The following is a 25,031-nucleotide window of genomic DNA, read 5'->3' on the forward strand; positions in this document are numbered from 1 at the left end:
CGAGGGGTCCCGTCCGCTCAGTACTTGAGGAGGTTGGCGTCGTCGACCGAGGCGGAGCGCCGGGTCCGGTAGATCGACATGATGATCGCGAGCCCGACGACGACCTCGGCGGCGGCGACGACCATCACGAAGAAGGCGATGATCTGGCCGTCGATGGTCCCGGTGGCGCGGGCGAAGGTGACCAGCGTCAGGTTGACCGAGTTGAGCATCAGCTCGACGCACATGAAGACGACGATCGCGTTGCGGCGGACCAGCACGCCGACCGCGCCGACGGTGAACAGGATCGCCGCGAGCACCAGGTAGTGCGAGAGCGTCATCGCTGGTTCTCCCCCTCGTCGAGGTTGCCGCCGCCGTATCCGCCGGGCACGGCGCTGGGGGTGCCCTCGAGCGTGCCGAGCGCGTCGTCCGGGCTGCCGAGCTCGCGGCGGCCGCCGGGTCGCGGCAGCTGGTCGATGTCCTGCGGGTCGATGCCGGTGGCGAAGCTCTCCTCGGCGTAGCGGCCGTCGGGCAGCAGCGCCGGCGCGGCGACCGAGTTGCCGCGGGCGAACACCCCGGGCCCGTTGTGCGTGCCGGGCCGGTCGGTGAGGAAGCGTGCCTTCGACAGCTCCTTCTGCGAGCGCCGTGTACCGGGCTCGCGCTCGGCGTGCGCGAGCACCATCGCCCCGACGGCGGCGGTGATCAGCAGCGCGCTGGTCACCTCGAAGGCCAGCAGGTAGCGGGTGAACAGCAGCGCGGCGATCGCCTCGATGTTGTTGACGTCGCCGCCCTGGACGGCGTCGAGCCCGGTGGCCGGGGTGTCGCGGGTGGCCTCGGCGATGCCCGCGCCGACCAGGCCGGCGAAGCCGATGCCGAGCACGGTGGCCGCCACCCGCTGGCCGCGCAGCGTCTCGATGACCGAGTCGGAGGAGTCGCGGCCGACCAGCATGAGCACGAACAGGAAAAGGATCATGATCGCGCCGGTGTAGACGATGATCTGCACCGCGCCGAGGAACGGCGCCTCCTGCACGACGTAGAAGACGCCCAGGCAGAGCATCGTCACGACGAGGAACAGCGCCGAGTGGACGGCGTTGCGGCTGAACACCATGCCGAGGGCGCCGATCAGCGCGAGCGGGCCGAGGATCCAGAAGGTGACGGCCTCGCCGTTGCCCAGCTGGACCGAGGTGTCGGCGGCGGCGGCGAGGACGCTCATACCTTCTCCCCCACGACCGGTTCGGCCGGGTTGGCCGGGTTCGGCGTCCGCACGTAGTAGTCCTTCTCGTCGTCCCCGAGCCGCATGGGGTGCGGCGGGGCCTCCATGCCGGGCAGCAGCGGCGCCATGAGCTGCTCCTTGGTGTAGATCAGGTCGCGCCGGTTGTCGTCGGCCAGCTCGAAGTCGTTGCTCATCGTCAGCGAGCGGGTCGGGCAGGCCTCGATGCACAGCCCGCAGAAGATGCAGCGCAGGTAGTTGATCTGGTAGACGCGCCCGTAGCGCTCACCGGGCGAGTAGCGCTCGTCCTCGGTGTTGTCCCCGCCCTCGACGTAGATGGCGTCGGCCGGGCAGGCCCACGCGCACAGCTCGCAGCCGACGCACTTCTCCAGCCCGTCGGGGTGCCGGTTGAGCACGTGCCGCCCGTGGTAGCGCGGCTTGGTCACCTTGGGCTCGAACGGGTACTCCTCCGTCGTCACCTTCTTGAACATCTGCGCGAAGGTGAGGCCGAAGCCCTGCCCGGGCGCGGGCAGCACGCTGCGCCGCGGGGGCTTGGCGTCCCTGCCGGGACGGGCGACCTCGCCGCCGCTCCGGCGCGCCGGGGTGGTGTCAGTCATCGTCGTTCTCCCCCGCAGCGGTGGTGGTCGTGGTGCCGCGTCGCCCGGTGCCGACGACAGAGCCGGGTGTGGCCCCGACCGGCTCGCGGCTGCGCAGCCGCGGCGAGGGCGGGACGACGAGGTCCATCGGCGGGACGGGGAAGCCGCCCTCGGCCCGGCTCGGCCCGCTCGCGCGGCGCCGCGGCCCGGTCGGCGGGAGCACCTGCGGCTCGGCCTCGGGCTCGGTGACGTGCACCGACCCGGCCGCCGCGGCGGCGGCCATCTTGCGGGCGCCGGCGTTGCTGGTCCGGCCGGCGAGCAGCAGCGCGACCAGGACGACGATCGCCACCGGCAGGCCGACGTACAGGGCCACCTCGCCGGTCTGCAGGTTCCCCTCGCGGGAGATCGTGCGGATCGCGGCGACGACCACGATCCAGACCAGCGCCGTCGGCACGAGCACCTTCCAGCCGAAGCGCATGAACTGGTCGTAGCGCAGCCGGGGCAGCGTCCCGCGCAGCCAGATGAACACGAACAGCGCGACGACGACCTTGAGGAAGAACCAGAGCATCGGCCACCAGCCGGTGTTGGCGCCGTCCCAGATCGAGATCGGCCACGGGGCCCGCCAGCCACCGAGGAACAGCGTCGCGGCCAGCGCCGAGACGGTGACCATGTTGATGTACTCGGCGAGGAAGAACAGCGCGAACTTCAGCGACGAGTACTCGGTGTGGAAGCCGCCGACCAGTTCGCTCTCGGCCTCGGGGAGGTCGAACGGGGCCCGGTTGGTCTCCCCGACGACGGCGATGCAGTAGATGACGAACGAGACCGGCAGCAGGATCACGTACCAGCTCGGGCCGGTCACGTGCGCGCCGAAGAAGTTCAGCTCGGTGCCGTCGGCCTGGGCGGCGACGATCTCCGAGGTGGAGATGGAGCCGGCGTAGAGGAACACCGCGACGATGGACAGGCCCATCGCGATCTCGTAGCTGACCATCTGCGCGGCGCTGCGCAGCCCGCCGAGCAGCGGGTAGGTCGAACCGGACGACCAGCCCGACAGCACGATGCCGTAGACGCCCATCGCCGAGCAGGCCAGGACGATGAGGACGCCGATCGGGGCGTCGGTGAGCTGCAGCGGCGTCCAGTGCCCGAACAGGCTCACCTCCGGCCCGAGCGGGACGACGGAGAAGGCGAGGAAGGCCGGGACGGCGGAGATCACCGGGGCTAGGAAGTAGACCGGCTTGTCGGCCAGCGCCGGCATGATGTCTTCCTTGAACGCCAGCTTCAGCCCGTCTGCCAGGCTCTGCAGGTAGCCGCGGGGGCCGACCCGGTTGGGGCCGATCCGCTGCTGCATGCGCGCGACGACCTTGCGCTCGAAGACGATGGCGAACAGCGTCATCACCACGAGGACCACGAAGATCCCGACGACCTTGATGAGCACGATCCACCAGACGTCGTGCCCGAAGTCGGCGAGCGTCGGCTGGTTCCGGCTGGCGAGGACGTTCACGCGGCACCTCCTGCGCTCACGGTCACGACGCCGCCGGGCCCGGTGCCCAGCTGCGAGCGGACCTCGCTGCCGGGCGAGCGCATCGGCAGCCAGACGACCTGGTCGGGCATCTCGGTGATGAGGACCGGCAGGCTGATCGCGCCGGCCGGGCCGGTGACGGTCAGCCGGTCGCCGTCGGCCAGGCCGAGCCGGCGGGCGGCGTCCTTGCCGAGGCGGGCCACCGGGGGACGCGCGGTGCCGGCCAGCGCCGGCTCGTCGCGCTGCAGCGTGCCGAGGTCGAGCAGCTGCCGCCAGGAGGCGAGCACCGCCTGGTCCTCGGCCAGCTCCGGCCCGGCGGGCGCGGCCAGCCTCGGCGCGGCGGCCTCGCCGCGGGCGACGCCCAGCGCGGTGAGCTCGGCGCGGGCGAACAGCGGGTCGACCAGGCGCAGGTCCACGTCCAGCTCGTCGGCCAGGCCCTGCAGCACGCGGGCGTCGGGCAGCGCGCCGGTGCCGTGCAGCGTGGCGTCGAAGGTCCGCGGGCGGCCCTCCCAGTCGAGGTACGTGCCCGCCTTCTCCGGCGCAGCCGCGACCGGCAGGACGACGTCGGCGAACTCGGTCACGCGGCTGGGGAACATCTCGAGGCTGACCACGAACTGCGCCGAGAGCAGCGCCTCCTCGACCAGCGCCGGGTCGGGCAGGTCGAGGGGGTCGACCCCACCGACCACCAGGCCGGAGAGCTCCGCGTCGCGGACGGCGGTGAGGATGCCGGTGACGTCGCGGCCGGGCCGGGCCGGCAACTCGGCCGGGTCGACGCCCCAGCGGGCGGCGACGTCGGCGCGGGCCACCGGGTCGGCGACGCTGCGGCCACCGGGGAGCAGGGTCGGCAGTGCGCCGGCCTCGACCGCGCCGCGCTCGCCGGCCCGCCGCGGCACCCAGCCGACGCGGGCGCCGGTCGCGCGGGCGAGGGCGGCGACGGCGGAGAAACCGCCGGGGATCTCGGCCAGCCGCTCGCCCACCAGCACGATCGCACCCGGCCGGCGCAGCGCATCGACCGCCGCGCCGCCCCAGGAGCCGTCGGCCAGGGCGGCCAGCGAGCGGGCCTCCTGGCCGGGCAGCGTGGCGAGCACGGTGGCCTGCAGCTTCTCGGCGGCGCGGGTGGCGAACGGCGCGAGGTCGAAGACGGCGAGGGTGCCCTTGCGCACGGCCTTGCGCAGCCGCAGGAAGACGATCGGCGACTCCTCCTCGGGCTCGAAGGCCACGAGCAGCACGGTCGGGGCCGCCGCCAGGTCGTCGTAGGTCACCGCACCGGTCGCCGGACCGGTGCCGGCGACCTCGGCCTCGAGGAAGGCCAGCTCCTCGGCCGAGTGCGCCCGGGCGCGGGCGTCGACGTCGTTGGTGTGCAGCGCGAGGCGGGCGAACTTCGCGTAGGCGTAGGCGTCCTCGAGGGTCAGCCGGCCGCCGGGCAGCACGCCGACCCCGCCGTCCTCGCGTGCCTGCCGCAGGCCCTCGGCGGCCGCGGCCCACGCCTCGGGCCAGGACGCCGGCTCGAGGACGCCGTCCCGGCGGACCAGCGGGGTCATGAGCCGCTCGTTCGAGGTGGCGTAGCGGAACGCGTAGCGCCCCTTGTCGCAGTTCCACTCCTCGTTGACCGCGGGGTCCTCGCCGGCCAGTCGCCGCTGGACCGTGCCGCGGCGGTAGTCGGTGCGCTGGGCGCACCCGGAGGCGCAGTGCTCGCAGACGCTCGGCTCGCTGCGCAGGTCGAACGGGCGGGCGCGGAAGCGGTAGGCGGAGCTGGTGAGCGCGCCGACCGGGCAGATCTGCGTGGTGTTGCCGGAGAAGTAGGACTCGAAGGGCTCGTCCTCGTAGATCGCGACCTGCTGCAGCGCCCCGCGGTCGAACAGCTCGATGAACGGGTCACCGGCGACCTGCTGGGAGAAGCGGGTGCAGCGGGCGCACAGCACGCACCGCTCGCGGTCGAGCAGCACCTGCGAGGAGATCGGCAGCGGCTTCGGGTAGGTGCGCTTGACGTCGATGAACCGGCTCTCGGTACGGCCGTTGCTCATCGCCTGGTTCTGCAGCGGGCACTCGCCGCCCTTGTCGCAGACCGGGCAGTCCAGCGGGTGGTTGATCAGCAGCAGCTCCATGGTGCCCTGCTGCGCCTTGTCGGCGACCTCGCTGGACAGCTGCGTCTTGATCGCCATGCCCTCGCTGACCGGCATGGTGCAGGAGGCGACCGGCTTGCGCTGGCCCTCGACCTCGACCAGGCACTGGCGGCAGGCACCGACGGGCTCGAGCAGCGGGTGGTCGCAGAACCGCGGGATCTGCACGCCGATCATCTCGGCGGCCCGGATGATCAGCGTCCCCTTGGGGACGGCGACCTCGAAGCCGTCGATCGTGCAGTGCACCGCGTCCGGCGGGGTGTGCGCTCCAGGGGCGCCGGGCGGCGACGCCGGAGCAGGGACCGGGGACGTCGGCGTGGTCATGAGGCGGCTCCGACGGGCTCGAGGCGGAGCGAGCGGCCCAGCCGGGCCTGCTCCTCCGGCGGCAGCAGGGCGACGTAGTCGTCCTTGAAGTACTTCAGCGAGCTGGCGATGCAGCTGGTCGCGCCGTCACCCAGGGCGCAGAACGCGCGGCCCAGGATGTTGTCGCAGGTGTCGATGAGCAGGTCGAGGTCGGCCGCCGTCCCCTGGCCGTGCACCAGCCGCTCGAGGATCTGGACCAGCCAGTACGTGCCCTCGCGGCACGGGGTGCACTTGCCGCAGCTCTCGTGCGCGTAGAACTCGGTGAACCGCAGCGTCGCCTCGACGATCGAGTCGGTCTCGTCGAAGACCATGAGCGCCGTGGTGCCCAGCATCGAGCCGGCCGCGGCGACCGAGTCGAAGTCCAGCGGTACGTCGAGGTGCTCGGCGGTGAAGTACGGCGTCGAGGAGCCGCCCGGCGTCCAGAACTTCAGCTCGTGCCCCGGGCGAACGCCACCGGCCATCTCCAGCAGCTCGCGCATCGTCGTCCCCATGGGGGCCTCGTACTGGCCGGGACGGACGACGCGACCGGACAGCGAGTAGATCTTCGGGCCGGGCGACTTCTCCGGGCCGAACTCCTTGAACCAGTCGGAGCCGCCGCGGATCACGAACGGCACGCTGGCCAGCGTCTCGACGTTGTTGATCACCGTCGGCGCCCCGTAGAGCCCGGCCACGGCCGGGAACGGCGGCTTGAGCCGCGGCTGACCGCGGTAGCCCTCGAGCGAGTCGAGCAGCGCGGTCTCCTCGCCGCAGATGTACGCGCCGGCGCCGGCGTGCACGACGAGGTCGAGGTCGAAGCCGGAGCCCAGGACGTCGCGGCCGAGGTAGCCGGCGTCGTAGGCCTCGCGGACGGCGGCGACCAGGCGGCGGTGGGCGTGCACCGCCTCGCCGCGCACGTAGATGGCGGCGAAGTGCGAGCGGATGGCGTACGCCGCGATGATCACGCCCTCGATGAGCGAGTGCGGGTCGGCCATCATCAGCGGCAGGTCCTTGCAGGTGCCCGGCTCGCCCTCGTCGGCGTTGACGACGAGGTACTTGGGCATCGCCGCCGGCCCGGTGGGGGTCTCCCCCGGCTTCGGCTGCGGGATGAAGCTCCACTTCATGCCGGTCGGGAAGCCGGCGCCGCCGCGGCCGCGCAGGCCGGAGTCCTTGACCATGGTGACGATCTCGTCCGGGGTCATGGTCAGCGCCTTGCGCAGACCGACGTAGCCGTCGAGGTCCTCGTACGTGGCCAGCCGCCACGACTTGTCGGCGTCCCAGCGCGAGGTGAGCACGGGTGTCAGGGGCATGAGGTCAGCCCTTCTTCCGGGGGCCCTGGCCGGAGGTGCCCGGCTCGCTGCCTGCGGGGGTCTCGGTGCCGTCGTCCTTGTCGGCCAGCGCTCGGCCGGCCGGCTCGGGGGCGTCGGGGTGCGCCTGGGCGGCGCCGGAGCGCTCGGCGGGGGTGCCGGCCGCCGCCTGCGCGGTGTCGGCCGCCTTCTGCTCCGTCGTCTGGCCGGGCCCGGCGGGACGGACGGCGCCGAAGGGTCCGACCGGCTCGGTCGGCTTGTCCGCGCCCGGCAGGAACGGCGCCGACTCGCCGCGCTGGGCGGCCAGCCGGAGCCCGACCAGCGTCGGGCCGAGCTCGTCGTCCGCGTCGACCGCGGCGTCGGCCGCGGCCGCGTCGGCGTGCTGCGAGAAGCCGGCCAGCTGGCGGGAGATGCCGCGGAAGTCCGTGAGCGGCGCCCCCCGGGTGGGGCTCGGCTTCTCACCGCGGCGCAGCGCGGCCACCAGCTCGCGGGCGCTCTCGACGTCCTGCTGGTCGTAGAACTCGTAGTCGACGGTGACCACGGGCGCGTAGTCGCAGGCTGCGAGGCACTCGGCGTGCTCGAGGGTGATCGAGCCGTCGGCGGCGGTCTCGTCGTGGTGCACGCCTAGGTCGTCGGCCAGCGCGTCGAAGATCCGCTGGCCCCCGAGGACGGCGCACAGCGTGTTGGTGCAGACGCTGACCAGGTGCCGGCCGGTCGGGCGGCGCTTGTACATCGTGTAGAAGGTCGCGACCGCGCCGACCTCGGCCATGGTGAGGCCGAGCTGGTCGGCGCAGAACCGCACGCCCTCCGGGGTGACGTAGCCCTGGTAGCTCTGCACCAGGTGCAGCATCGGCAGCAGCGCCGAGCGGGGCTGCGGGTAGCGGGCGATGATCTCGCGCGCCTCCGCGACCGCGCGGGCCGGGATGGGGTCGAGGTCGGCGGGAGCCGGGTCGACCGGGCTCGAGTCGAGCCCGGTGACCGCCGTCCCCTCGGCCGATCCTGGCAGTGCACTCATCAGCGATCCACTCCACCCATGACGGGGTCGATCGAGGCGATCGCGGCGATGACGTCGGCGATCATGCCGCCCTCGCTCATCGCGGCCGTCGCCTGCAGGTTGACGAAGCTGGGTTCGCGCACGTGCACGCGCCACGGGCGGGTGCTGCCGTCGCTGACCACGTGGTAGCCGAGCTCGCCGCGGGGCGACTCGATCGGCACGTAGACCTGGCCGGCCGGCACGCGGAAACCCTCGGTGACCAGCTTGAAGTGGTGGATCAGGGCCTCCATCGACTGGCCCATGATGTGCCGGACGTGGTCGAGGGAGTTGCCCATGCCGTCGGCGCCCAGGGACAGCTGCGCGGGCCAGGCGATCTTCTTGTCCTCGACCATGACCGGGCCGGGCTCGAGCCGGTCGACGGCCTGCTCGATGATCCGCAGCGACTCGCTGATCTCCGCGACCCGGACCAGGTAGCGGCCCCAGGCGTCGGCGGTGTCGGCGGTCGGGACGTCGAAGTCGTAGGTCTCGTAGCCGAGGTAGGGCTCGACCTTGCGCAGGTCCCAGGGCAGGCCGGCGGCCCGCAGGATGGGGCCGGTCATGCCGAGCGCGACGCAGCCGGTGACGTCGAGATAACCGACGTCCTTGAGCCGGCGCTGCCAGATCGGCTGGCCGGTGAGCAACTTGTGCAGGCCGGCCACGCGCGCCGGGAAGATCCGCAGGAACTCGCGGATGTGCTCGACGGCGCCCTCGGGCAGGTCCTGGGCCAGTCCGCCGGGGCGGATGTAGGCGTGGTTCATCCGCAGCCCGGTGATCTCCTCGAGCAGGTCGAGGACGATCTCCCGCTCGCGGAAGCCGTTGGTCATGCCGGTGAGGGCGCCGAGCTCCATGCCGCCGGTGGCCAGGGCCACCAGGTGCGAGGCGATCCGGTTGAGCTCCATCACGAGCACGCGGATGGTCTGCGCCCGCTGCGGCGCCTCGATGCCGAGCAGCTTCTCGACCGCCAGGCAGTAGCCGGCCTCGTTGAACAGCGGGGACAGGTAGTCCATCCGCGTCACGAAGGTCGTGCCCTGCGTCCAGGTGCGGTACTCGGTGTTCTTCTCGATGCCGGTGTGCAGGTAGCCGATGACCACCCGCGCCTTGGTGACGGTCTCGCCCTCGAGGTCGAGGACGAGCCGGAGGACACCGTGCGTCGACGGGTGCTGCGGGCCGAGGTTGACGACGAGCCGCTCGGCCTCGATCGGGTCGGCCCCGAGGGTGCTGTCCCAGTCGCCGCCGGTGACGGTGTAGACGCGGCCCTCGGTGGTCTCGTACGAGCCGGCGTACGGGTCGGACGTGGTGGTCATGGCTGGACCTTCTTCACCGGTAGGCGCGCCGCGTGTCCGGCGGCGGGATCGTGGCGCCCTTGTACTCGACCGGGACGCCGCCGAGCGGGTAGTCCTTGCGCTGGGGGTGCCCGTCCCAGTCGTCGGGCATGAGGATCCGGGTGAGCGACGGGTGGCCGTCGAAGACGACGCCGAACATGTCGAACGTCTCGCGCTCCTGCCAGTCGGCCGTCGGGTAGATGCCGGTCACCGAGGGGACGTGCGGGTCCTCGGCGGTGACGGCGACCTCGAGCCGGATCCGGCGGCGGTAGGTCATCGACGTCAGGTGGTAGACGACGTGCAGCCGCGGGCGGTCCGGCGTCGCCACCGGGCCGCCGCTGTCGAGGTAGTCGACGCCGGAGACGCTGGAGAGCAGCTCGAAGCGCAGCGCCTCGTCGTCCCGGAGCGCCTGCGCCAGCGTGAGCAGGTGCTCGCGGACGACGAAGTAGGTGATCTCGCCGCGGTCGACGAGCACGCGCAGCACCGCCGCGTCGTAGGTGGCCTGGCCGACGGCCTCGATCAGCGCGTCGGTGACCTCGTCGAAGTAGCCGCCGTAGGGCCGGTCGGTGGAGTGCAGCGCGACCGCGCCGCCGGGCTCGACGCGGACCAGGCCGCCGAAGCCGGAGGTGTCGCCGCTGCCGCTGACACCGAAGGCGCCCTTGCGGAAGCCGCCGCTCGGCGCGTTGGCGCCCTCTGCCGCGTCGTCGCGCCCGCTGCGGTCGCCCGGACCCGTCATCGCCATGCCTTTCCGAGCCCGGTCGGGCGCTCCTCGGGCAGCAGGACGGCGTTGCCGTTGCGCTGCTCGATGAGGAACTGGCCGGTGCGGCCCTCGGCCGCCGCCTCCTCGTACGCCTTGCGCAGCTTCTTGTCGGCGCGCACGGTCGAGGGCATCTCGACCAGGAGGTCCTGGGCGGTGCCCTCCTCCTGCTCCCGCGCCAGCTGCCGCGCCCGCTTGGGGCCGAGCGGCTCGTTCATGATCTTGTGGTGCAGCTTGAGGATCGCGTCGGTGAGCATCTCCGGCCGCGGCGGGCAGCCGGGCAGGTACATGTCCACCGGCACGATGTGGTCGACACCCTGCACGACCGCGTAGTTGTTGAACATGCCGCCGGAGCTGGCGCACACGCCCATGGCCAGCACCCAGCGGGGCTCGGGCATCTGGTCGTAGATCTGCCGCAGGACCGGCGCCATCTTCTGGCTCACCCGGCCGGCGACGATCATCAGGTCGGCCTGCCGCGGCGAGGCGCGGAAGACCTCCATGCCGAAGCGGGCCAGGTCGTAGCGGCCGGCGCCGGTGGCCATCATCTCGATGGCGCAGCAGGCCAGGCCGAACGTGGCCGGCCACAGCGACGACTTGCGCGTCCAGTTGACCAGCTTCTCGACGGTCGTCAGCAGGACGCCGCCGGGGATCTTTTCCTCGAGACCCATCGGATGCCCCTTGTCAGTCCCAGTCGAGGCCGCCGCGACGCCAGACGTAGGCGTAGGCGATGAAGACGGTGGCGATGAACAGAACCATCTCGACCAGTCCGAACACCCCGAGGGCGTCGTTGGTGACCGCCCAGGGGTAGAGGAAGACGATCTCGATGTCGAAGACGATGAAGAGCATCGCCGTCAGGTAATAGCGGATCGGGAACCGGCCGCCACCCAGCGGCTGGTCGACCGGCTCGATCCCGCACTCGTACGCCTCGAGCTTCGCCCGGTTGTACCGGCGCGGCCCGACGAACGGGGCGACGGTGACCGAGAAGAGCGCGAACGCCGCGCCCAGGGCGAACAGCCCGAGGATCGGGACGTAGAGGGAGAGCATCAGCGGCACCCTACGGTGAGGACGATCACGTTTCGCACAACGGACCTGGTTGCACGCTGCGTGTCGACATGTATCCGGTGTGTGAGTTCGGCCACGGTCATACCGCCGGGGCCAGTCGGTGCAGGACGGCGAGCGCGCGGTCGACCCCGTCGCCGCGGCGGCCGTCGCTGAGGTTGCCCATGAGCCGTAGCGCACCGCGGACGAGAGCCGGCCGCTTGAGCCCGTGGGTGGTGGCGAAGCGGACCAGGTCGGGCCGGGCCAGCAGGGCGAGGAACACGGTGCCGAGGCGGTGGTGCGCGCCGTACTCCTCGCGCAGCCGCTCGGGGTAGCGCCGCAGCACCTCCTCGCGCGCCGGTCCGACGGGGCGGGCCAGGGCGGCGACCGCGGTCTCGGCGGCGGTCCGCCCGGTCTCCATCGCGTAGCTGATGCCCTCGCCGTTGAACGGGTTGACCGTGCCCGCGGCGTCGCCGGCCAGCAGCAGGCCGCGGGTGTAGGCCGGCCCTCGGTTGAGCGCCATGGGCAGCCCCGCGCCGCGCACCGGGGTGACCGCGTGCTGCTCGTCGAGCTGCCACTCCGGCGGCAGGGTGGTCAGCCACCGGCGGAAGACCTCGCGGTGGTCGCCGTCGGAGCGGCGGGTGTCGAGCAGGCCGAAGCCGACGTTCGCCGTCCCGTCACCCATGCCGAACGACCAGCCGTAGCCGGGCATGGAGTCGGCGTCGGGGCCGTCGGCGGACAGGTCGAAGGAGATGTCGAGGTAGTCGTCGTGGGTCCGCGGCGTCGCGATGTAGCGGCGGACGGCGACGCCCAGCGGCCGGTCGGTCCGGCGGACCAGGCCGAGCGACTTGGCCAGCCGGCCGGAGAGCCCCTCGGCGGAGATCACCAGCGGCGCCCGCCACTCGGCCGACTCCTTGCCGGGGCCGGCCTGCGCCCGCACGCCGGCGACCCGCCCGGCGTCGTCCAGGAGGGGCTCGGTGACGGTGACCTCGTGGTGCACCCGCGCCCCGGCCGCGGCGGCGTGCCGGGCGAGCATCGCGTCGAGGTCGCGGCGCTGGCAGACCAGGCTGTAGCCCGGCCAGTTGCCCAGCGTCGGCCAGTCGACCTCGACGACCTGACCACCGCCGAACACCCGTAGCCCCTTGTGCCGGACCCAGCCCGCGGCCGGTGAGGTGTCGATGCCCATCTCGTCGAGCTGCTTGACCCCGCGCGGGGTCAGCCCGTCGCCGCAGACCTTCTCCCGCGGGAACAGCGCCTTCTCGAGGACGACGACGTCGAGTCCCGCGGTGGCCAGCGTCCAGGCCGCGGCCGACCCGGCCGGACCGGCTCCCACGACGACGACGTCGGCGCGCTCGGGCGCGGCCGTCTGTCGTCCGGTCGTCGGCACGGTGCGGTCCCCCTGGGTCTCGGGCGAGCTTGTGAAATGGTTCACAAAGTCCGTCGTCCGAGTCTAGGCCGACAACGTGACGAAGCGAACACTGCCCCCGGGAACTCGTCGCTCAGTTCCCGCCTGACGCACCGGTCGCCAGGGCCTCCCGGACCTCGTCGTCGCTGGTCGCACCGAAGTCGCCGTAGCCCTGCCCCACCGCGGAGAACGACGCCGGCGTCCAGAGGCAGACCACGTCGTCGACCGAGGCGGCCAGCTCGGCGCAGGTGTGCGGCGACCCGACCGGGACGGCGACGAGCACGCGGGCGGGGTGCGACCGGCGGACCGCGGCCACCGCCGCGCGCATCGTGGCCCCCGTGGCCAGGCCGTCGTCCACCACCACGACGGTCCGGCCGGCCAGCGGGACCGGCGGCCGGATCCCCCGGTAGGCCTGCTCGCGGCGGCGCAGCTCGGTGAGCTCGCGCTGCCGGACCTCCTCGAAGGCCGCCGGGGCGACGTGCGCCCGCGCGAGGACCTGATCGGTGCGCACCGCCTCGACCGCGTCCCCGGCGGCGGCGATGGCGCCCATGGCCAGCTCGGGCTGCCAGGGCAGGCCGAGCTTGCGGACCGCGACGAGGTCCAGGGCGGCGCCCAGGGCGGCGGCGACCTCCGCGGCGACGACCACGCCCCCGCGCGGCAGGCCGAGGACGACGACGTCGGCGGCCTCGCCCAGCCGCCCGGCGAGCGCGGCGCCGAGCGCGCGGCCGGCGTCGCGTCGGTCGGCGAACGGCGGGTGCCCGCTCATCGCCCGCGCCGCGGCTCAGACGGGCTGCGGCCCGGACGGCGGCGGCGCGATCGGGTCGGCCGGGTCGGGCACCGGGGAGGGTGCGGGGGCCGGCGGCGGCAACGGGTCGATCGGCGTCGGCGGCTGCGGCCCGCCCGGAGGCTCGGGTGGCGGCAAGGTCATGCGGAGACGCTAGCCCCGGCGGTAGCCCCGGTGCAGCGCGACGATGCCGCCGGTCAGGTTCCGCCAGCCGACGTCGGACCAGCCGGCACCCTGCAGCCGGGCCGCGAGCGCCGGCTGGTCGGGCCAGGCGCGGATCGACTCGGCCAGGTAGACGTAGGCCTCCGGGTTGCTGCTCACCGCGCGGGCGATGCGCGGCAGGGCCTGCATCAGGTACTCGGTGTAGACGGTCCGGAACGGCGACCAGGTCGGGCTGGAGAACTCGCAGACCACGAGCGTGCCGCCGGGGCGGGTGACCCGCCGGAACTCGCGCAGCGCGGCGTCGGGATCGGCGACGTTGCGCAGGCCGAAGGAGATGACGACGCCGTCGACGCTCTCGTCGGCCAGCGGCAGCCGCATCGCGTCGCCGGCCACCTTGGGCACCGGGCGGGAGGCCCCGGCGCGGAGCATCCCCTGCGAGAAGTCGAGGGCGATCGCGGTCGCGCCGGTGCCGGCGAGCTCCACCGTCGAGACCGCCGTTCCGGCGGCGACGTCGAGGATCACCTGCCCCGGGCGCGGGTCGAGCGCCTCGCGGGTGGCGCGCCGCCAGCCGGCGTCGAGGCCGCCGGAGAGCACCGTGTTGGTGAGGTCGTAGCGGCGGGCGACCCGGTCGAACATCGCGGCGACCTCGGCCGGCTGCTTGTCCAGCCCCGCCCGCACACCACTGGTGTGCGCGGTCTCTCCACGATCTCCCACGGCACGGACGCTACCCGTGCTCCTACGCTGGGCCCGTGACTGCGGCTGCCGTGACCTCGCCGGATGCCGCCGCGCGCACGCTCGTCTCCCGGAAGGTCGACGACGCGCACGACCTGCTCGCCCACCTGCCCGCCGAGGGCGCGCTGTCCTGGGTGCGCCGCGGCGAGGGTCTGGTCGGCTGGGGCGAGGCCGCCCGGCTGGAGGTCACCGGTCCCGGCGCCCTCGCCGACGCCGCGGCCTGGTGGTCGGCCTACACCGGCGAGCTGACCGTCGAGGACCACGTCGGCGTGCCCGGCTCGGGTCCGGTGCTGTTCGCCAGCATCGCCTTCGACCCGGTGGCCGGGACGTCGGTGTTCGTCGTCCCCGAGGTCGTCGTCGGGCGCCGGGACGGCGTCACGTGGGTGACCAGCGCCGGCTCGCGGCGGCTGCCCTCCCCCCGGCCGGTGCCGGACGGCGGCGCGGGCCGGCTGCGCTACGCCGACGGCGAGCTCGACCCGGTGCGCTGGTGCGCCGCCGTGGCGGCCGCCGTCGAGCGGATCACCGCCGGTGACCTGGCCAAGGTCGTGCTCGCCCGCGACCTGATCGTGGCGGCCGACGAGCCCCTCGACCCGCGGCGGTTGCTGCGGCGCCTCGCCGACCGCTTCCCGGACTGCTGGACCTTCGCCGTCGACGGGCTGCTCGGCGCGACGCCGGAGCTGCTGCTGCGGCGCACCGGCCGCGAGCTCTCGGCCCGGGTGCTCGCCGGCACGGCCCCGCGCGGCGCGGGCGCCGAGGACGAGCGGCTGGCCGCGGCGCTGCTCGGGTCGGCCAAGGACCGCGCCGAGCACGCGCTGGCCGTCGACTCCCTGGTCGGCGCGCTGGCCCCGTACTGCAGCTCGCTCAGCGCTCCCGAGGAGCCGGAGCTCCTGACCCTGGCCAACGTCCGGCACCTGGCCACCGACGTGACCGGCACCCAGCGGCGCACCGGACCGCGCAGCCGGGCCGGGCTGCTGGAGCTGATCGGTGCCGTGCATCCCACCGCCGCGGTCGGCGGCACGCCGACCGCGGCGGCGGTCGCGCTGATCGGCGAGCTGGAGGGCATGGACCGCGGCCGCTACGCCGGTCCGGTGGGCTGGGTCGACGCCCGCGGGGACGGCGAGTTCGGGCTCGCGCTGCGCTGCGCCGAGATCTCCCCCGCCGACCCGTGCACCGCGCGGCTGTTCGCCGGCTGCGGCATCGTCGCCGGCTCCGACCCGGCCGCCGAGCTGGCCGAGACCCAGGTGAAGTTCGCCGCCTTCCAGGCCGCCCTCGAGGGCTGACCGGCGGAAATGCCGCGACGGGACGGCCCCGGGCAGGCACAGTGCCCGGGTGACCCGCCGTCCCGCCGTGATCCTCGGCGACCGCTCGCTGCCGCCCGGCTACGCCCACCCGCACGCCTCCGAGGAGGCGCGGCGGATCGCCGAGGCCGGCACGGGTCTGCGCGCGCAGGTCGGCTCCGGGGTGCACGGCACGTCGATCAGCGGCCAGGACGACCGCGACGAGATGGGCGTGTGCCTGGAGCCGGCCGCGTTCGTCACCGGTCTGGCACAGGTGCCGGCCGGCGCCGGCTCGCACGCCACCGTCCGGTTCCAGCAGTACCACCGGCACACCGCCTGGGACCGGCCCGGCGGGCTGGCCAACCGCTCGGGTGCGGGTGATCTGGACGTCGTCGTCTACTCGGCGCGCAAGTGGGCCCGGCTGGCCTGCGAGGGCAACCCGTCGATCCTGCTGCTGCTCTTCGTCCCGGACGACGAGGTCGTGTTCCGCGACGCGTGCGGCGCCGAGCTCGTGGCGCACGCCGACCGGTTCGTCTCGCAGCGGGCCGGCGGGCGGTTCCTGGGCTACCTGCAGGCGCAGCGGGCGGCGATGACCGGGGAGGTCGGCGCGAAGACCAACCGGCCGGAACTGGTCGCCGCGCACGGGTACGACTCGAAGTTCGCGATGCACGCGCTGCGGTTGGGCCTGCAGGGCATCGAGCTGCTCAGCACCGGGCAGATCACCCTGCCCATCCCGGAGCCGGATCGGACGTACCTGCGGTCGGTCCGCCGCGGCGAGATAGCGCTGCCCGAGGTGCTGGCCGCGATCGCCGACGTCGAGGCGAGGCTGACGGCGCTCCAGACCGGCAGCGCCGTCCCGCCCGAGCCCGACCGGGCGTGGGTGGACGACTGGCTGCACCGCTCGTACCTGGCGTACTGGGCGGCGCTCGGCGGCTAGCGGAGGGCGTCGACGGCGGCGTCGCGGAGCTCGCGCGCGAGCCGCGCCTCCTCGCGCTGGTCGGTGCGGACGACGACCACCCGCGGGCCGCCGAGCGCCAGGGCGGCGCGCAGCTCGTCGGGCGTCGACACCGCCGTCGCGGGCCAGCCCATCGCCTCGGCCACCGCGACCAGGTCGCGGCCGTGCGGGGTGCCGAACACCCGCCGGTAGTCGGTCGCGTGCCGGTCCTCGCCGGGCTCCAGCTGGGCGAAGATCCCGCCGCCGTCGTCGTCCCGGACGACGACCGTGAGGTCCGGCCGCGACTCCCCCTCACCGACGAGCAGCCCGGTCGCGTCGTGCAGGAACGTCAGATCGCCGAGCAGGGCGAACGCGCGGCCGCCGTGCACGGCGGCCGCGCCGATCGCGGTGGAGATCGTGCCGTCGATGCCGGCGACGCCGCGGTTGGCCAGCACCGTGACGTCGCCGCGGGGCACGGCCAGCCGGTCGACGTCGCGGACCGGCGTCGACGAGCCGAGCACGAGCAGCGATCCGGCCGGCAGCGCGGCCACGAGGTCGCGGGCGAGCCGGGCGGCGCTCAGCGCCGGGGCGGCGTCGAGGACGGCGTCGACGGCCGCACCGACCCGGTCGGCCGCGACGGCCCACTCGCGGGCCCACCCGCCGTCGATGTGCGGGCCGCCCTCCCCCGGGCCGGCGGAGAAGTTGACACCGACGGTCGTCGCGCTGCGGGCCGCGTCGGCCCAGCGGGCGGTCCCGGACGTCACCTCGACCTCGACCCGCGGGTCGGCCAGCAGCGCCGACACCGGCCGGGAGAGCGTCGGCCGGCCGAGCACGACGACGCGGTCGGGCAGGTGCTCGTCGAGCCACTCGCGCGCACCGAGCAACAGCACGCCGCCGCGCAGCGCACCGGATATCCAGGCGCCGCTGCTCGGCTCGGCGACGACCGGCCAGAACCGCTCGACGTTCTCCGCGGCGATCCGGCCCCACGAGGCGGGGCCGTCGCCGGCCACGAGCAGCGTCCGCGGCGACCAGGTGACGTCCGTGGTCGTCCGGCCCGCGCGGGGGCGCACGCCGGTCCACGCCGCGCCGCCGTCGCGACCGGCCCAGGGGCCGGTGAGCTCGCCGGGCTCGTCGTCGGGCAGGAGCGGCTCGCGCAGCGGCAGGTTCAGGTGCACCGGCCCCGGGTCGGCGGACAGCTCGCCGCGGGCCACGAGCAGCGCCCGGGAGACCACCGAGCGCCAGTACCGGTTCTGCGCCTGCTCGCGGCCGGCCTCGGGGACGCCGACGTCGGCGGCCCAGCGCACCGCGCCGCCGTAGAGCGCGGTCTGCTCGATCGTCTGGTTGGCGCCGGTCGCGCGCAGCTCCGGCGGCCGGTCGGCGGTCAGCGCGACCAGCGGCACCCCGCTCGCGTCGGCCTCGAGCACGGCGGCGTGCAGGTGGGCGGTCGCCGTCCCGGACGTGGTCAGCACGGGCACCGGGCGGCCGGAGGCCTTGGCCAGCCCGAGGGCGAGGAAGGCCGCCGTCCGCTCGTCGATGCGCACGTGCAACCGCAGCCGGCCGGTCCGCTCCGCGGCGGCCAGGGCCAGCGCAACGGGTGCCGAGCGCGAGCCGGGCGCCAGGACGGCGTCGGTGACCCCGCCGCGGACCAGCTCGTCGACCAGGACGCGGGCGAAGGCGGTGGCCGGGTTCACGCCTGCACCGCCGCGAGCCGCGCCCGCCACCGCGCCTCGGTCTCCGGGTCGGCGGCCACCTGGGGCAGCCGGTCCGGCTCGGGACGGACGACGGGCAGCGCACCGTCCACCGGGAGCAGCGGCGTGCTCGTGACGTCGTCGGTGAACAGCGCCACGGTGGCCAGCCCGCAGGCGAACGGCAGCTCGGGCAGCGCCGCGGCCAGCGCGACACCGGCGGCGATGCCGACCGACGACTCCAGGGCGCTCGACACCACGCAGGGCAGGCCGTGCGCCTCGGCGACGCGCAGCGCCGCGCGCACCCCGCCCAGCGGTTGCACCTTGAGGACGACGACGTCGCAGACCTCGCGCAGGTCGACCGCGAGCGGGTCGGCCGCCCGCCGCACCACTTCGTCGGCGGCGATCCGGACGTCGATCCGCCGGCGCAGCACCAGCAGGTCGTCGAGCGACGCGCAGGGCTGCTCGACGTACTCCAGCCCCACCCGGTCGAGGTGCTTGATCCGCTCGACGGCGGTGTCGACGTCCCAGGCCGCGTTGGCGTCGACCCGGATCGCACCGTCGGGACCGAGCGCGTCGCGGACGGCCTCCACCCGCGCGAGGTCGTCGTCCTCGCTCTGACCGGGCTCGGCGACCTTGACCTTGGCGGTGCGGCAGCCGGAGGCGGTGACGATCGCGCGCGCCCGCTCGGCGTCGACGGCGGGCACGGTCACGTTGACCGGCACGCGGTCGCGGACCGGCGCCGGCCAGCCCTCCGTGGCCGCCTCGTGCGCGGCGGCCCACCAGCGGCGGCTCTCGGCGACGTCGTAGTCCCAGAACGGCGAGAACTCGCCCCAGCCGGCCGGTCCCCGCACGAGCACGCCGTCGCGGACGTCGATGCCGCGGAAACGGGTGCGCATCGGCACGGACCACACCTGCGCCGACATCACGCGGAACAGCCTACTTTCGGCAGCGACGTAGGCTTGCCTGTCGTGGCCAGGCACCTCACCCTCGTGCCCGCGCCCGGCCGCTCCGAGGACGCCGTCCTGTCCGATGTGGAGCCCGCCGTGCGCGCCTGCCTGGCCGGTACGGCGCCGCTCGCCGTCCTGCCCGCGGGTGCGCCGGCCGCTGTCGAGGCCGCCCACGCCGTCCTCCGCCCCGACGAGCCGCTCGAGGACGGCGCCGACCTCGTCGTCGTGACCTCGGGCTCGACCGGCACCGGCCGGGGCGTGCTGCTGCCGGCCTCCGCGCTCACCGCCTCCGCCACCGCCACCCACGACCGGCTCGGCGGCCCCGGGTCCTGGCTGCTCGCGCTGCCCGCCTCGGCGATCGCCGGTCTGCAGGTGCTCTGCCGCGGGGTGGTCGCCGGTCACCGTCCGACCGTGCTGGGCGAGGACGAGCGGCTGGCCGACGCGGTCGAGCGCATGCCGGCCGGGCGGCGGTACACCGCGCTCGTGCCGACCCAGCTGCGCCGCTACCTCGACGCCGAGCCGGTGGCGCTATCCGCGTTCGACGCGGTCCTGGTCGGCGGCGCGGCGACCGACCCGGCGCTGCTCGACCGGGCGCGCGACGCGGGGGTCGCGGTGGCCACGACCTACGGCATGACCGAGACCGCCGGGGGCTGCGTCTACGACGGGGTGCCGCTGGACGGCGTCCGCGTGCGGGTGGCCGACGGCGTCGAGATCGCCGGGCCGACGCTCGCCCTCGGCTACCGGCTCGACCCCGAGGGGACGGCCGTGGCGTTCGCCGACGGCTGGTTCCGCACCCGCGACGCCGGCTCGATCGACCACGAGGGCCGGCTGACCGTGCACGGCCGGCTGGACGACGTCCTCATCAGCGGCGGGGTGAACGTGGCGCCCCAGGCCGTGGAGGCGGCGCTGCGCGAGCACGCCGACGTGGCCGACGCGGTCGTCTTCGGCCGGCCCGACGAGGAGTGGGGGCAGCGCGTCGTGGCCGCCGTCGTCCCGGCGCCCGGCGCGCAGCCGGCGCTGGCGGACCTGCGGCCGTGGGTGACCGACCGGCTGGGAGCCCCTGCCGCACCGAAGGAGCTGCACCTGATCGCCGCCGTCCCGACCCTGCACACGGGCAAGCCCGACCGCCGCGGTGTCGCGGAGGGATTGCGCTGATGGCCACGCCCGCGCAGTGGGTGGCCGGCGCCCGGGTGCGCACGCTGCCGGCCGCCGTCGCCCCGGTGTTCGTCGGCACCGGCGTCGCCGCGGGGCTCGACGGGTTCCGGCTCGTACCGGCGCTGCTGGCGCTGGTCGTCGCGCTGGCCCTGCAGATCGCGGTGAACTACGCCAACGACTACTCCGACGGCATCCGCGGCACCGACGCCGACCGCGTCGGGCCGATGCGGCTGGTGGGCTCGGGGGCGGCGACGCCGCGGCAGGTGCTCACGGCCACGGTGCTCGCGTTCGCCGTCGCCGCCGTCGCCGGGCTCGTGCTCGCCGCGATGTCGAGCTGGTGGCTGCTCGCCGTGGGGGCCGCCTGCATCGTCGCGGCGTGGACCTACACCGGCGGCCCGATCCCCTACGGCTACCGGGCGCTCGGCGAGATCTTCGTCTTCGTCTTCTTCGGTCTGGTCGCCGTCGTGGGGACGACGTTCGTCCAGACGCAGTCGGTGGAGCGGCTGGCGTTCGCCTGCGCCGTCCCGGTCGGGCTGCTCATCGTGGCGATCCTGGTGGCCAACAACCTGCGGGACATCCCGGGCGACGCCGCCGTCGGCAAGCGCACGCTCGCCGTCGTCCTGGGCGACCGCGCCACCCGTGTGGGTTACATCGCACTCCTCGTCGGGGCATTCATTGCGATCATGGGGATCGGACTGGTGCGGCCCTGGGCGCTGCTCGGGCTCGTCGCGGCGCCGCTCGCCGTACCACCCGGTCGCATCGTCCTGGGCGGCGGCCGGGGCCCCGAGCTCATCGCCGTGCTGCAGGGGACCGGGCTGCTGACCCTGCTCACAGGGGTGATGCTCGGTATCGGAACAGCCCTCAGCGGCTGACTTTCGGGCGGAAGATCTTCCCGCTGCCCGTCGCTGCACGGACGTAGGACGGCAGCGGGGAGGGAGACCCACGGTGGCAACCACGGAGGAACTGCTCAACGCGGTCGACGAGGTCGTGTCCGACGGAGTGCGGCGCGGACTGCTGCACAACGTCGTCGAGGACACCGCCCTGGACGGTCGGCACGTCACGATCGACGGCCGCCGCATGGTGAACTTCGGCTCCTGCTCCTACCTCGGGCTGGAGATGCACCCCGCGCTCAAGGCCGGCGTGCACGACGCGGTCGACCGCTTCGGCACCCAGTTCTCCTCGTCCCGCGTCTACGCCGCTGCGCCCCTCTACCGCGAGGTCGAGGAGACGCTGTCCCGGCTGTTCGGGCGCGGCGCCATCGTCACCCCCTCGACGTCCATGGGGCACATCGCCACGATGCCGACGCTGATCGGCGACCGCGACGTCCTGGTCATGGACCACCAGGTCCACCACTCCGTGCAGACGGCGGCGAAGCTGGTCCAGTCCGGCGGCGCGCGCGTCGAGCTCATCCCGCACGGCGACCTGAGGACGCTCGAGAAGCGGCTGGAGAGCTACAAGCGCACGCACCGGCGGGTCTGGTTCGCCGCCGACGGGCTGTACTCCATGTACGCCGACCTGCTGCCCACCGAGGAGCTCGACGAGCTCGCCGCGCGGCACGACAACCTGTGGCTCTACATCGACGACGCGCACGCCGTCTCGTGGACCGGCCGGCACGGCCGCGGCCACGCGCTGGAGCACCTCGCCCCCGCGACGCTCGCCCGGACCGTCGTCGCCGCGTCGCTGAACAAGTCCTTCGCCGCCTCGGGCGGTGCGATGACCTTCCCCGACGAGGAGACCCGCGGCCGGGTGCTCCGGGTCGGCGCCCCGCTGATCTTCTCCGGGCCGGTGCAGCCGCCGATGCTGGGCGCGATCCTCGCCTCCGCGCGGCTGCATATGACGCCCGAGATCGCCGAGCGCCAGGATCTGCTGCTCGACCGGATCCGGCTGTTCAACAAGCTGGCCGCCGAGGCGGAGCTGCCGGTGGTCTCGGAGTCCGAGACGCCGATCCGCTGCGTCGGCGCCGGGGTGTCCTCGGTCGCCTACCGGCTGGTGGAGCGGCTGCGCTCGGCCGGGTACCACGTCAACACCGCCTCGTTCCCCGCCGTCCCGGCCAAGCGCAGCGGTGCGCGCATCACGATCACGGCGCACCACACCGAGGACGACGTCGCTGGCCTGGTGAGCGCGCTCGCCGAGCACCTGCCGGCCGCGATCACCGACGAGGGCGCCTCGGTGGCCGACCTGCACCGCGCGTTCCACCGGCAGCTGCGCGGCCGCCAGGTGCTCGGTGCCGAGGAGGCGCCGTCGAAGCCGCGCCGGCCGGCCCTGCGGCTGGAGCACCACCGCTCGATCGCGACGATCGACGCCGGCGAGTGGGACCGGCTGCTCGGCACCCGCGGCACGTTCACCGCCGCGGCGCTGCGCACCTTCGAGTCGGTGTTCGACCAGGGCGGCACCGGAGCCGCCGGCCAGACCGAGGACGCCTGGGACTTCCACTACTGGATCGTCCGCGACCGCTCGGGCGTGCCCGTCGCCGCCACGTTCTTCACCACCGCGCTGTGGAAGGACGACATGCTCTCCTCGGCGGCGGTCAGCCGCGAGGTGGAGCGCCGCCGCACCGAGACGGCGGACAGCTACCTGCTGACGTCGTCCACGCTCGGGATGGGGTCGCTGCTCACCGAGGGCGACCACCTCTACCTCGACCGCTCGCGCGACTGGCGCGGGGCGCTGCGGATGATCCTGTCCGCGGCCCGGCACGAGGAGGACCTCGCCGGTGCCGGCGCGATCGTCCTGCGGGACCTGCCCGACGGGGACGACGAGATGCACGCGTTCCTGCTCGGCGAGGGGCTGATGCGCCTCCCGCTCTGGAACACCTGGGTGCGGCACGTCGGCTTCACCGACGACGAGGAGTTCCTGGCCGGGCTCACCCGCAAGCACCGGTACCACCAGCGGACCCGCGTCCTGGCCTGGGAGCCGCGGTACCAGGTGGACGTGCTGCCCGGCGGCAGTCGTGAGGCGCTCGCCCTGGACGACGCGACCCGCGACCGGCTGTACGAGCTGTACCGCAACGTGCACGCGCGCTCGTTCGAGCTCAACGTCTTCCCGCTGCCGCGCCGGGTCATCGATTCCGCGCTCGAGTCCCCGGCGTGGGAGATCGTGCTCCTGTCCCTGCCCGAGGTGTCGTCGTCGCCCGTGGCCTTCGCGGTGCAGCACGTCGTGCCCGGCGAGGACGGGCACGTCGCGCCGTTGTTCGTCGGGCTGGACTACGAGTACGTGCCGACCCACCACAGCTACCAGCAGCTGCTCTTCCAGTCGGTGCGCAGCGCCCTGCGGCACGGCGCCCCGCGGATCCTGTACGGCATGAGCGCCGACCTGCACAAGGCGCGCTTCGGGGCGACGTCGGAGAAGCGGTGGGCCTACGTCCAGCCGACGGAGACCTTCAACGCCGACGTGCTGGCCCGGGTCGCGGAGAGCGTCGGCGTGAGCTGAGCGGCGGGGCTGTCAACCCCGGACGGCAACCTGTGGACAGGGCTCTGACCTGGGGATTCGCCCCGGCGTCGAGACCGGTGCGTCGCTAGCGTTGCGGTCATGTCCTCCGACCACCTCCACGCGCTGAGCGGCCCTGAGCTGCTCGACCGCACGCGTGATCTCGTCGAGGCGGTCAACCGGGCGCAGGCCGAGCTGGCGCGCACCGTCCGCGTCGCGGACTCCAAGCGGGCGTTCGCCGGCGACGGGCAGAAGACGGCGCAGTCGTGGCTGCGCGGGCACGGCCGGCTGTCGAAGGCCGCGGCCTCGCAGGTGGTGCGCAACGGCCGCGCGCTCGAGCAGCTCCCGGACGTGGAGGAGGCCCACGCCGCCGGGCGCCTGACCGCCGATCAGGTCGAGGTGATCGCGCAGATCACCGCGCCGAAGTACGCCCGGCTGATCACCGCCCAGGGCGGCAGCGTCGCGGCGGTCGGGCAGGTGCTCGGCCGGTTCGCCGTCGACCGGCCGCACGCGGACCTGACCGAGCTGGTGCACCAGGTGCTGCAACGCCTCGATCAGGACGGCCCGGAACCCGATCCCACCGAGGAGCGGTTCCTGACCCTCGTCACGCACGCCGACGGCAGCGTCACCGGCCGCTTCCACCTCGATCCGCTCGGCGCGCAGAAGGTCCAGGCCGCGCTGGAGGCCCACCGGCAGGCCGACCGGCCCGCCGGTGACCAGCGCACCCTCGCCCAGCAGCAGGCCGACGCGCTGGTCCAGTGGGCCGACAACACCCTGGCCGCCGGCACCGCCCCCCTGCTGCGCCGCACCCGCCCGCAGGTCGCGGTGAAGATCGGCTCGGAGGACCTCGCCGACCCGGGCACCGGCAGAGGCGCCGCGACCCTCGGCTTCGGCGGCGTCGTCTCCGCCGCGAAAGCCCGGCAGGTCGCCTGCGACGCCGAACTGCGCCGCTACCTCATCGCCCCCGACGGCGAACTCTTGGATCTGGGCCGCAGTCAACGTCTGGCCACCCCGGCTCTACGAAAAGCCGTCGAACTACGCGACGAGGCCTGCGTCTTCGCCGGCTGCGACGGACCGGCCTGGTGGTGCGACGTCCATCATGTGGTGCATTGGCTCTTCGGCGGCGAAACCAGCCTGGACAACTCCGCGCTGCTCTGCGAACGCCACCACACCCAGGTCCACCACGGCTTCACGATCCAGCGAGATCCCGCCGGGCGATGGCACACCTACCGACCCGACGGCACCGAGATCCTCACCATCCGACCCGAGCCCACCGATGCCGAAGAGCTCAGCCGAGCGGGCTGAAACGC

At 74.2% G+C, this 25,031-nt stretch carries 23 protein-coding genes; 6 read left to right on the forward strand and 17 right to left on the reverse strand.

Annotation, left to right across the window (positions count from 1 at the left end; translation table 11 throughout):
* Positions 1-17: 17 nt before the first annotated feature.
* The 15 genes from nuoK to GGQ55_RS05790 form a co-directional block, all read right to left on the reverse strand.
* Positions 18-317 (reverse strand): NADH-quinone oxidoreductase subunit NuoK, encoded by a 300-nt coding sequence (nuoK, locus tag GGQ55_RS05720; RefSeq protein WP_179715518.1) that lies wholly within the window; start codon positions 315-317, stop codon positions 18-20.
* Positions 314-1,189: an NADH-quinone oxidoreductase subunit J gene (locus GGQ55_RS05725; RefSeq protein WP_179715519.1), complete on the reverse strand. Its 876-nt coding sequence runs from the start codon at positions 1,187-1,189 to the stop codon at positions 314-316. The genes nuoK and GGQ55_RS05725 overlap by 4 nt, the downstream gene beginning before the upstream one ends.
* Positions 1,186-1,803: an NADH-quinone oxidoreductase subunit NuoI gene (gene nuoI, locus GGQ55_RS05730; RefSeq protein ID WP_179715520.1), complete on the reverse strand. Its 618-nt coding sequence runs from the start codon at positions 1,801-1,803 to the stop codon at positions 1,186-1,188. The genes GGQ55_RS05725 and nuoI overlap by 4 nt, the downstream gene beginning before the upstream one ends.
* The gene (gene nuoH, locus GGQ55_RS05735) at positions 1,796-3,280 is read right to left on the reverse strand and encodes an NADH-quinone oxidoreductase subunit NuoH (protein ID WP_179715521.1); all 1,485 of its coding nucleotides are present in this window, start codon (positions 3,278-3,280) and stop codon (positions 1,796-1,798) included. The genes nuoI and nuoH overlap by 8 nt, the downstream gene beginning before the upstream one ends.
* On the reverse strand, positions 3,277-5,742 hold the full coding sequence (locus GGQ55_RS05740) for an NADH-quinone oxidoreductase subunit G (protein ID WP_179715522.1): 2,466 nt from the start codon (positions 5,740-5,742) through the stop codon (positions 3,277-3,279). The genes nuoH and GGQ55_RS05740 overlap by 4 nt, the downstream gene beginning before the upstream one ends.
* Positions 5,739-7,067, reverse strand: a complete 1,329-nt coding sequence (gene nuoF / locus GGQ55_RS05745) for an NADH-quinone oxidoreductase subunit NuoF (RefSeq protein ID WP_179715523.1) — start codon at positions 7,065-7,067, stop codon at positions 5,739-5,741. The genes GGQ55_RS05740 and nuoF overlap by 4 nt, the downstream gene beginning before the upstream one ends.
* A gap of 4 nt (positions 7,068-7,071) precedes the next feature.
* The gene (nuoE, locus tag GGQ55_RS05750; protein WP_179715524.1) at positions 7,072-8,079 is read right to left on the reverse strand and encodes an NADH-quinone oxidoreductase subunit NuoE; all 1,008 of its coding nucleotides are present in this window, start codon (positions 8,077-8,079) and stop codon (positions 7,072-7,074) included.
* Complete coding sequence (locus GGQ55_RS05755) at positions 8,079-9,401, reverse strand: NADH-quinone oxidoreductase subunit D (RefSeq protein WP_179715525.1); 1,323 nt, start codon at positions 9,399-9,401, stop codon at positions 8,079-8,081. Before GGQ55_RS05755 ends, nuoE begins: the two co-directional genes overlap by 1 nt.
* Positions 9,402-9,414: 13 nt before the next feature.
* A complete protein-coding gene (locus tag GGQ55_RS05760) occupies positions 9,415-10,155 on the reverse strand; it encodes an NADH-quinone oxidoreductase subunit C (RefSeq protein ID WP_179715526.1) in 741 nt (246 codons plus the stop codon).
* The gene (locus tag GGQ55_RS26745; RefSeq protein ID WP_179715527.1) at positions 10,152-10,844 is read right to left on the reverse strand and encodes a NuoB/complex I 20 kDa subunit family protein; all 693 of its coding nucleotides are present in this window, start codon (positions 10,842-10,844) and stop codon (positions 10,152-10,154) included. Before GGQ55_RS26745 ends, GGQ55_RS05760 begins: the two co-directional genes overlap by 4 nt.
* 13 nt (positions 10,845-10,857) lie before the next feature.
* The gene (locus GGQ55_RS05770; protein WP_179715528.1) at positions 10,858-11,220 is read right to left on the reverse strand and encodes an NADH-quinone oxidoreductase subunit A; all 363 of its coding nucleotides are present in this window, start codon (positions 11,218-11,220) and stop codon (positions 10,858-10,860) included.
* A gap of 97 nt (positions 11,221-11,317) precedes the next feature.
* Positions 11,318-12,601, reverse strand: a complete 1,284-nt coding sequence (locus GGQ55_RS05775) for a geranylgeranyl reductase family protein (RefSeq protein ID WP_179715529.1) — start codon at positions 12,599-12,601, stop codon at positions 11,318-11,320.
* Between the two features lie 112 nt (positions 12,602-12,713).
* On the reverse strand, positions 12,714-13,385 hold the full coding sequence (locus tag GGQ55_RS05780; RefSeq protein WP_179715530.1) for a phosphoribosyltransferase: 672 nt from the start codon (positions 13,383-13,385) through the stop codon (positions 12,714-12,716).
* A 15-nt stretch (positions 13,386-13,400) separates the two neighbouring features.
* Positions 13,401-13,547, reverse strand: a complete 147-nt coding sequence (locus tag GGQ55_RS05785; protein ID WP_179715531.1) for a hypothetical protein — start codon at positions 13,545-13,547, stop codon at positions 13,401-13,403.
* 9 nt (positions 13,548-13,556) lie between these two features.
* Entirely contained in the window at positions 13,557-14,279 is a 723-nt protein-coding gene (locus GGQ55_RS05790; protein WP_179715532.1) for a demethylmenaquinone methyltransferase, read from the reverse strand.
* A gap of 35 nt (positions 14,280-14,314) precedes the next feature.
* Between GGQ55_RS05790 and GGQ55_RS05795 the strand changes: the two genes are divergently transcribed.
* A complete protein-coding gene (locus tag GGQ55_RS05795; RefSeq protein WP_179715533.1) occupies positions 14,315-15,577 on the forward strand; it encodes an isochorismate synthase in 1,263 nt (420 codons plus the stop codon).
* A 49-nt stretch (positions 15,578-15,626) separates the two neighbouring features.
* Positions 15,627-16,511: a DNA polymerase beta superfamily protein gene (locus GGQ55_RS05800; protein WP_218859176.1), complete on the forward strand. Its 885-nt coding sequence runs from the start codon at positions 15,627-15,629 to the stop codon at positions 16,509-16,511.
* On the opposite strand, the gene menD is transcribed toward GGQ55_RS05800, so the two are convergent.
* A complete protein-coding gene (gene menD / locus GGQ55_RS05805; protein ID WP_179715534.1) occupies positions 16,508-18,199 on the reverse strand; it encodes a 2-succinyl-5-enolpyruvyl-6-hydroxy-3-cyclohexene-1-carboxylic-acid synthase in 1,692 nt (563 codons plus the stop codon). The two genes, GGQ55_RS05800 and menD, sit on opposite strands and share 4 nt — an antisense overlap.
* On the reverse strand, positions 18,196-19,119 hold the full coding sequence (locus tag GGQ55_RS05810; RefSeq protein ID WP_179722332.1) for an o-succinylbenzoate synthase: 924 nt from the start codon (positions 19,117-19,119) through the stop codon (positions 18,196-18,198). The genes menD and GGQ55_RS05810 overlap by 4 nt, the downstream gene beginning before the upstream one ends.
* A gap of 45 nt (positions 19,120-19,164) precedes the next feature.
* On the opposite strand from GGQ55_RS05810, the gene menE reads away from it, so the two are divergent.
* From menE to GGQ55_RS05830, 4 genes are all read left to right on the forward strand, one after another.
* Positions 19,165-20,298 carry an o-succinylbenzoate--CoA ligase gene (gene menE, locus GGQ55_RS05815; protein WP_179715535.1) on the forward strand — a complete coding sequence of 378 codons (1,134 nt, stop codon included), beginning with the start codon at positions 19,165-19,167 and terminating at the stop codon, positions 20,296-20,298.
* Positions 20,298-21,170 (forward strand): 1,4-dihydroxy-2-naphthoate polyprenyltransferase, encoded by an 873-nt coding sequence (locus GGQ55_RS05820; protein WP_179715536.1) that lies wholly within the window; start codon positions 20,298-20,300, stop codon positions 21,168-21,170. The genes menE and GGQ55_RS05820 overlap by 1 nt, the downstream gene beginning before the upstream one ends.
* Before the next feature lie 73 nt (positions 21,171-21,243).
* Positions 21,244-23,724 (forward strand): aminotransferase class I/II-fold pyridoxal phosphate-dependent enzyme, encoded by a 2,481-nt coding sequence (locus GGQ55_RS05825; protein WP_179715537.1) that lies wholly within the window; start codon positions 21,244-21,246, stop codon positions 23,722-23,724.
* 99 nt (positions 23,725-23,823) lie between these two features.
* A complete protein-coding gene (locus GGQ55_RS05830; protein WP_179715538.1) occupies positions 23,824-25,026 on the forward strand; it encodes an HNH endonuclease signature motif containing protein in 1,203 nt (400 codons plus the stop codon).
* The last annotated feature ends 5 nt before the right edge of the window (positions 25,027-25,031 follow it).

The sequence above is a fragment of the Petropleomorpha daqingensis genome, from assembly GCF_013408985.1.
Taxonomy (GTDB): domain Bacteria; phylum Actinomycetota; class Actinomycetes; order Mycobacteriales; family Geodermatophilaceae; genus Petropleomorpha; species Petropleomorpha daqingensis.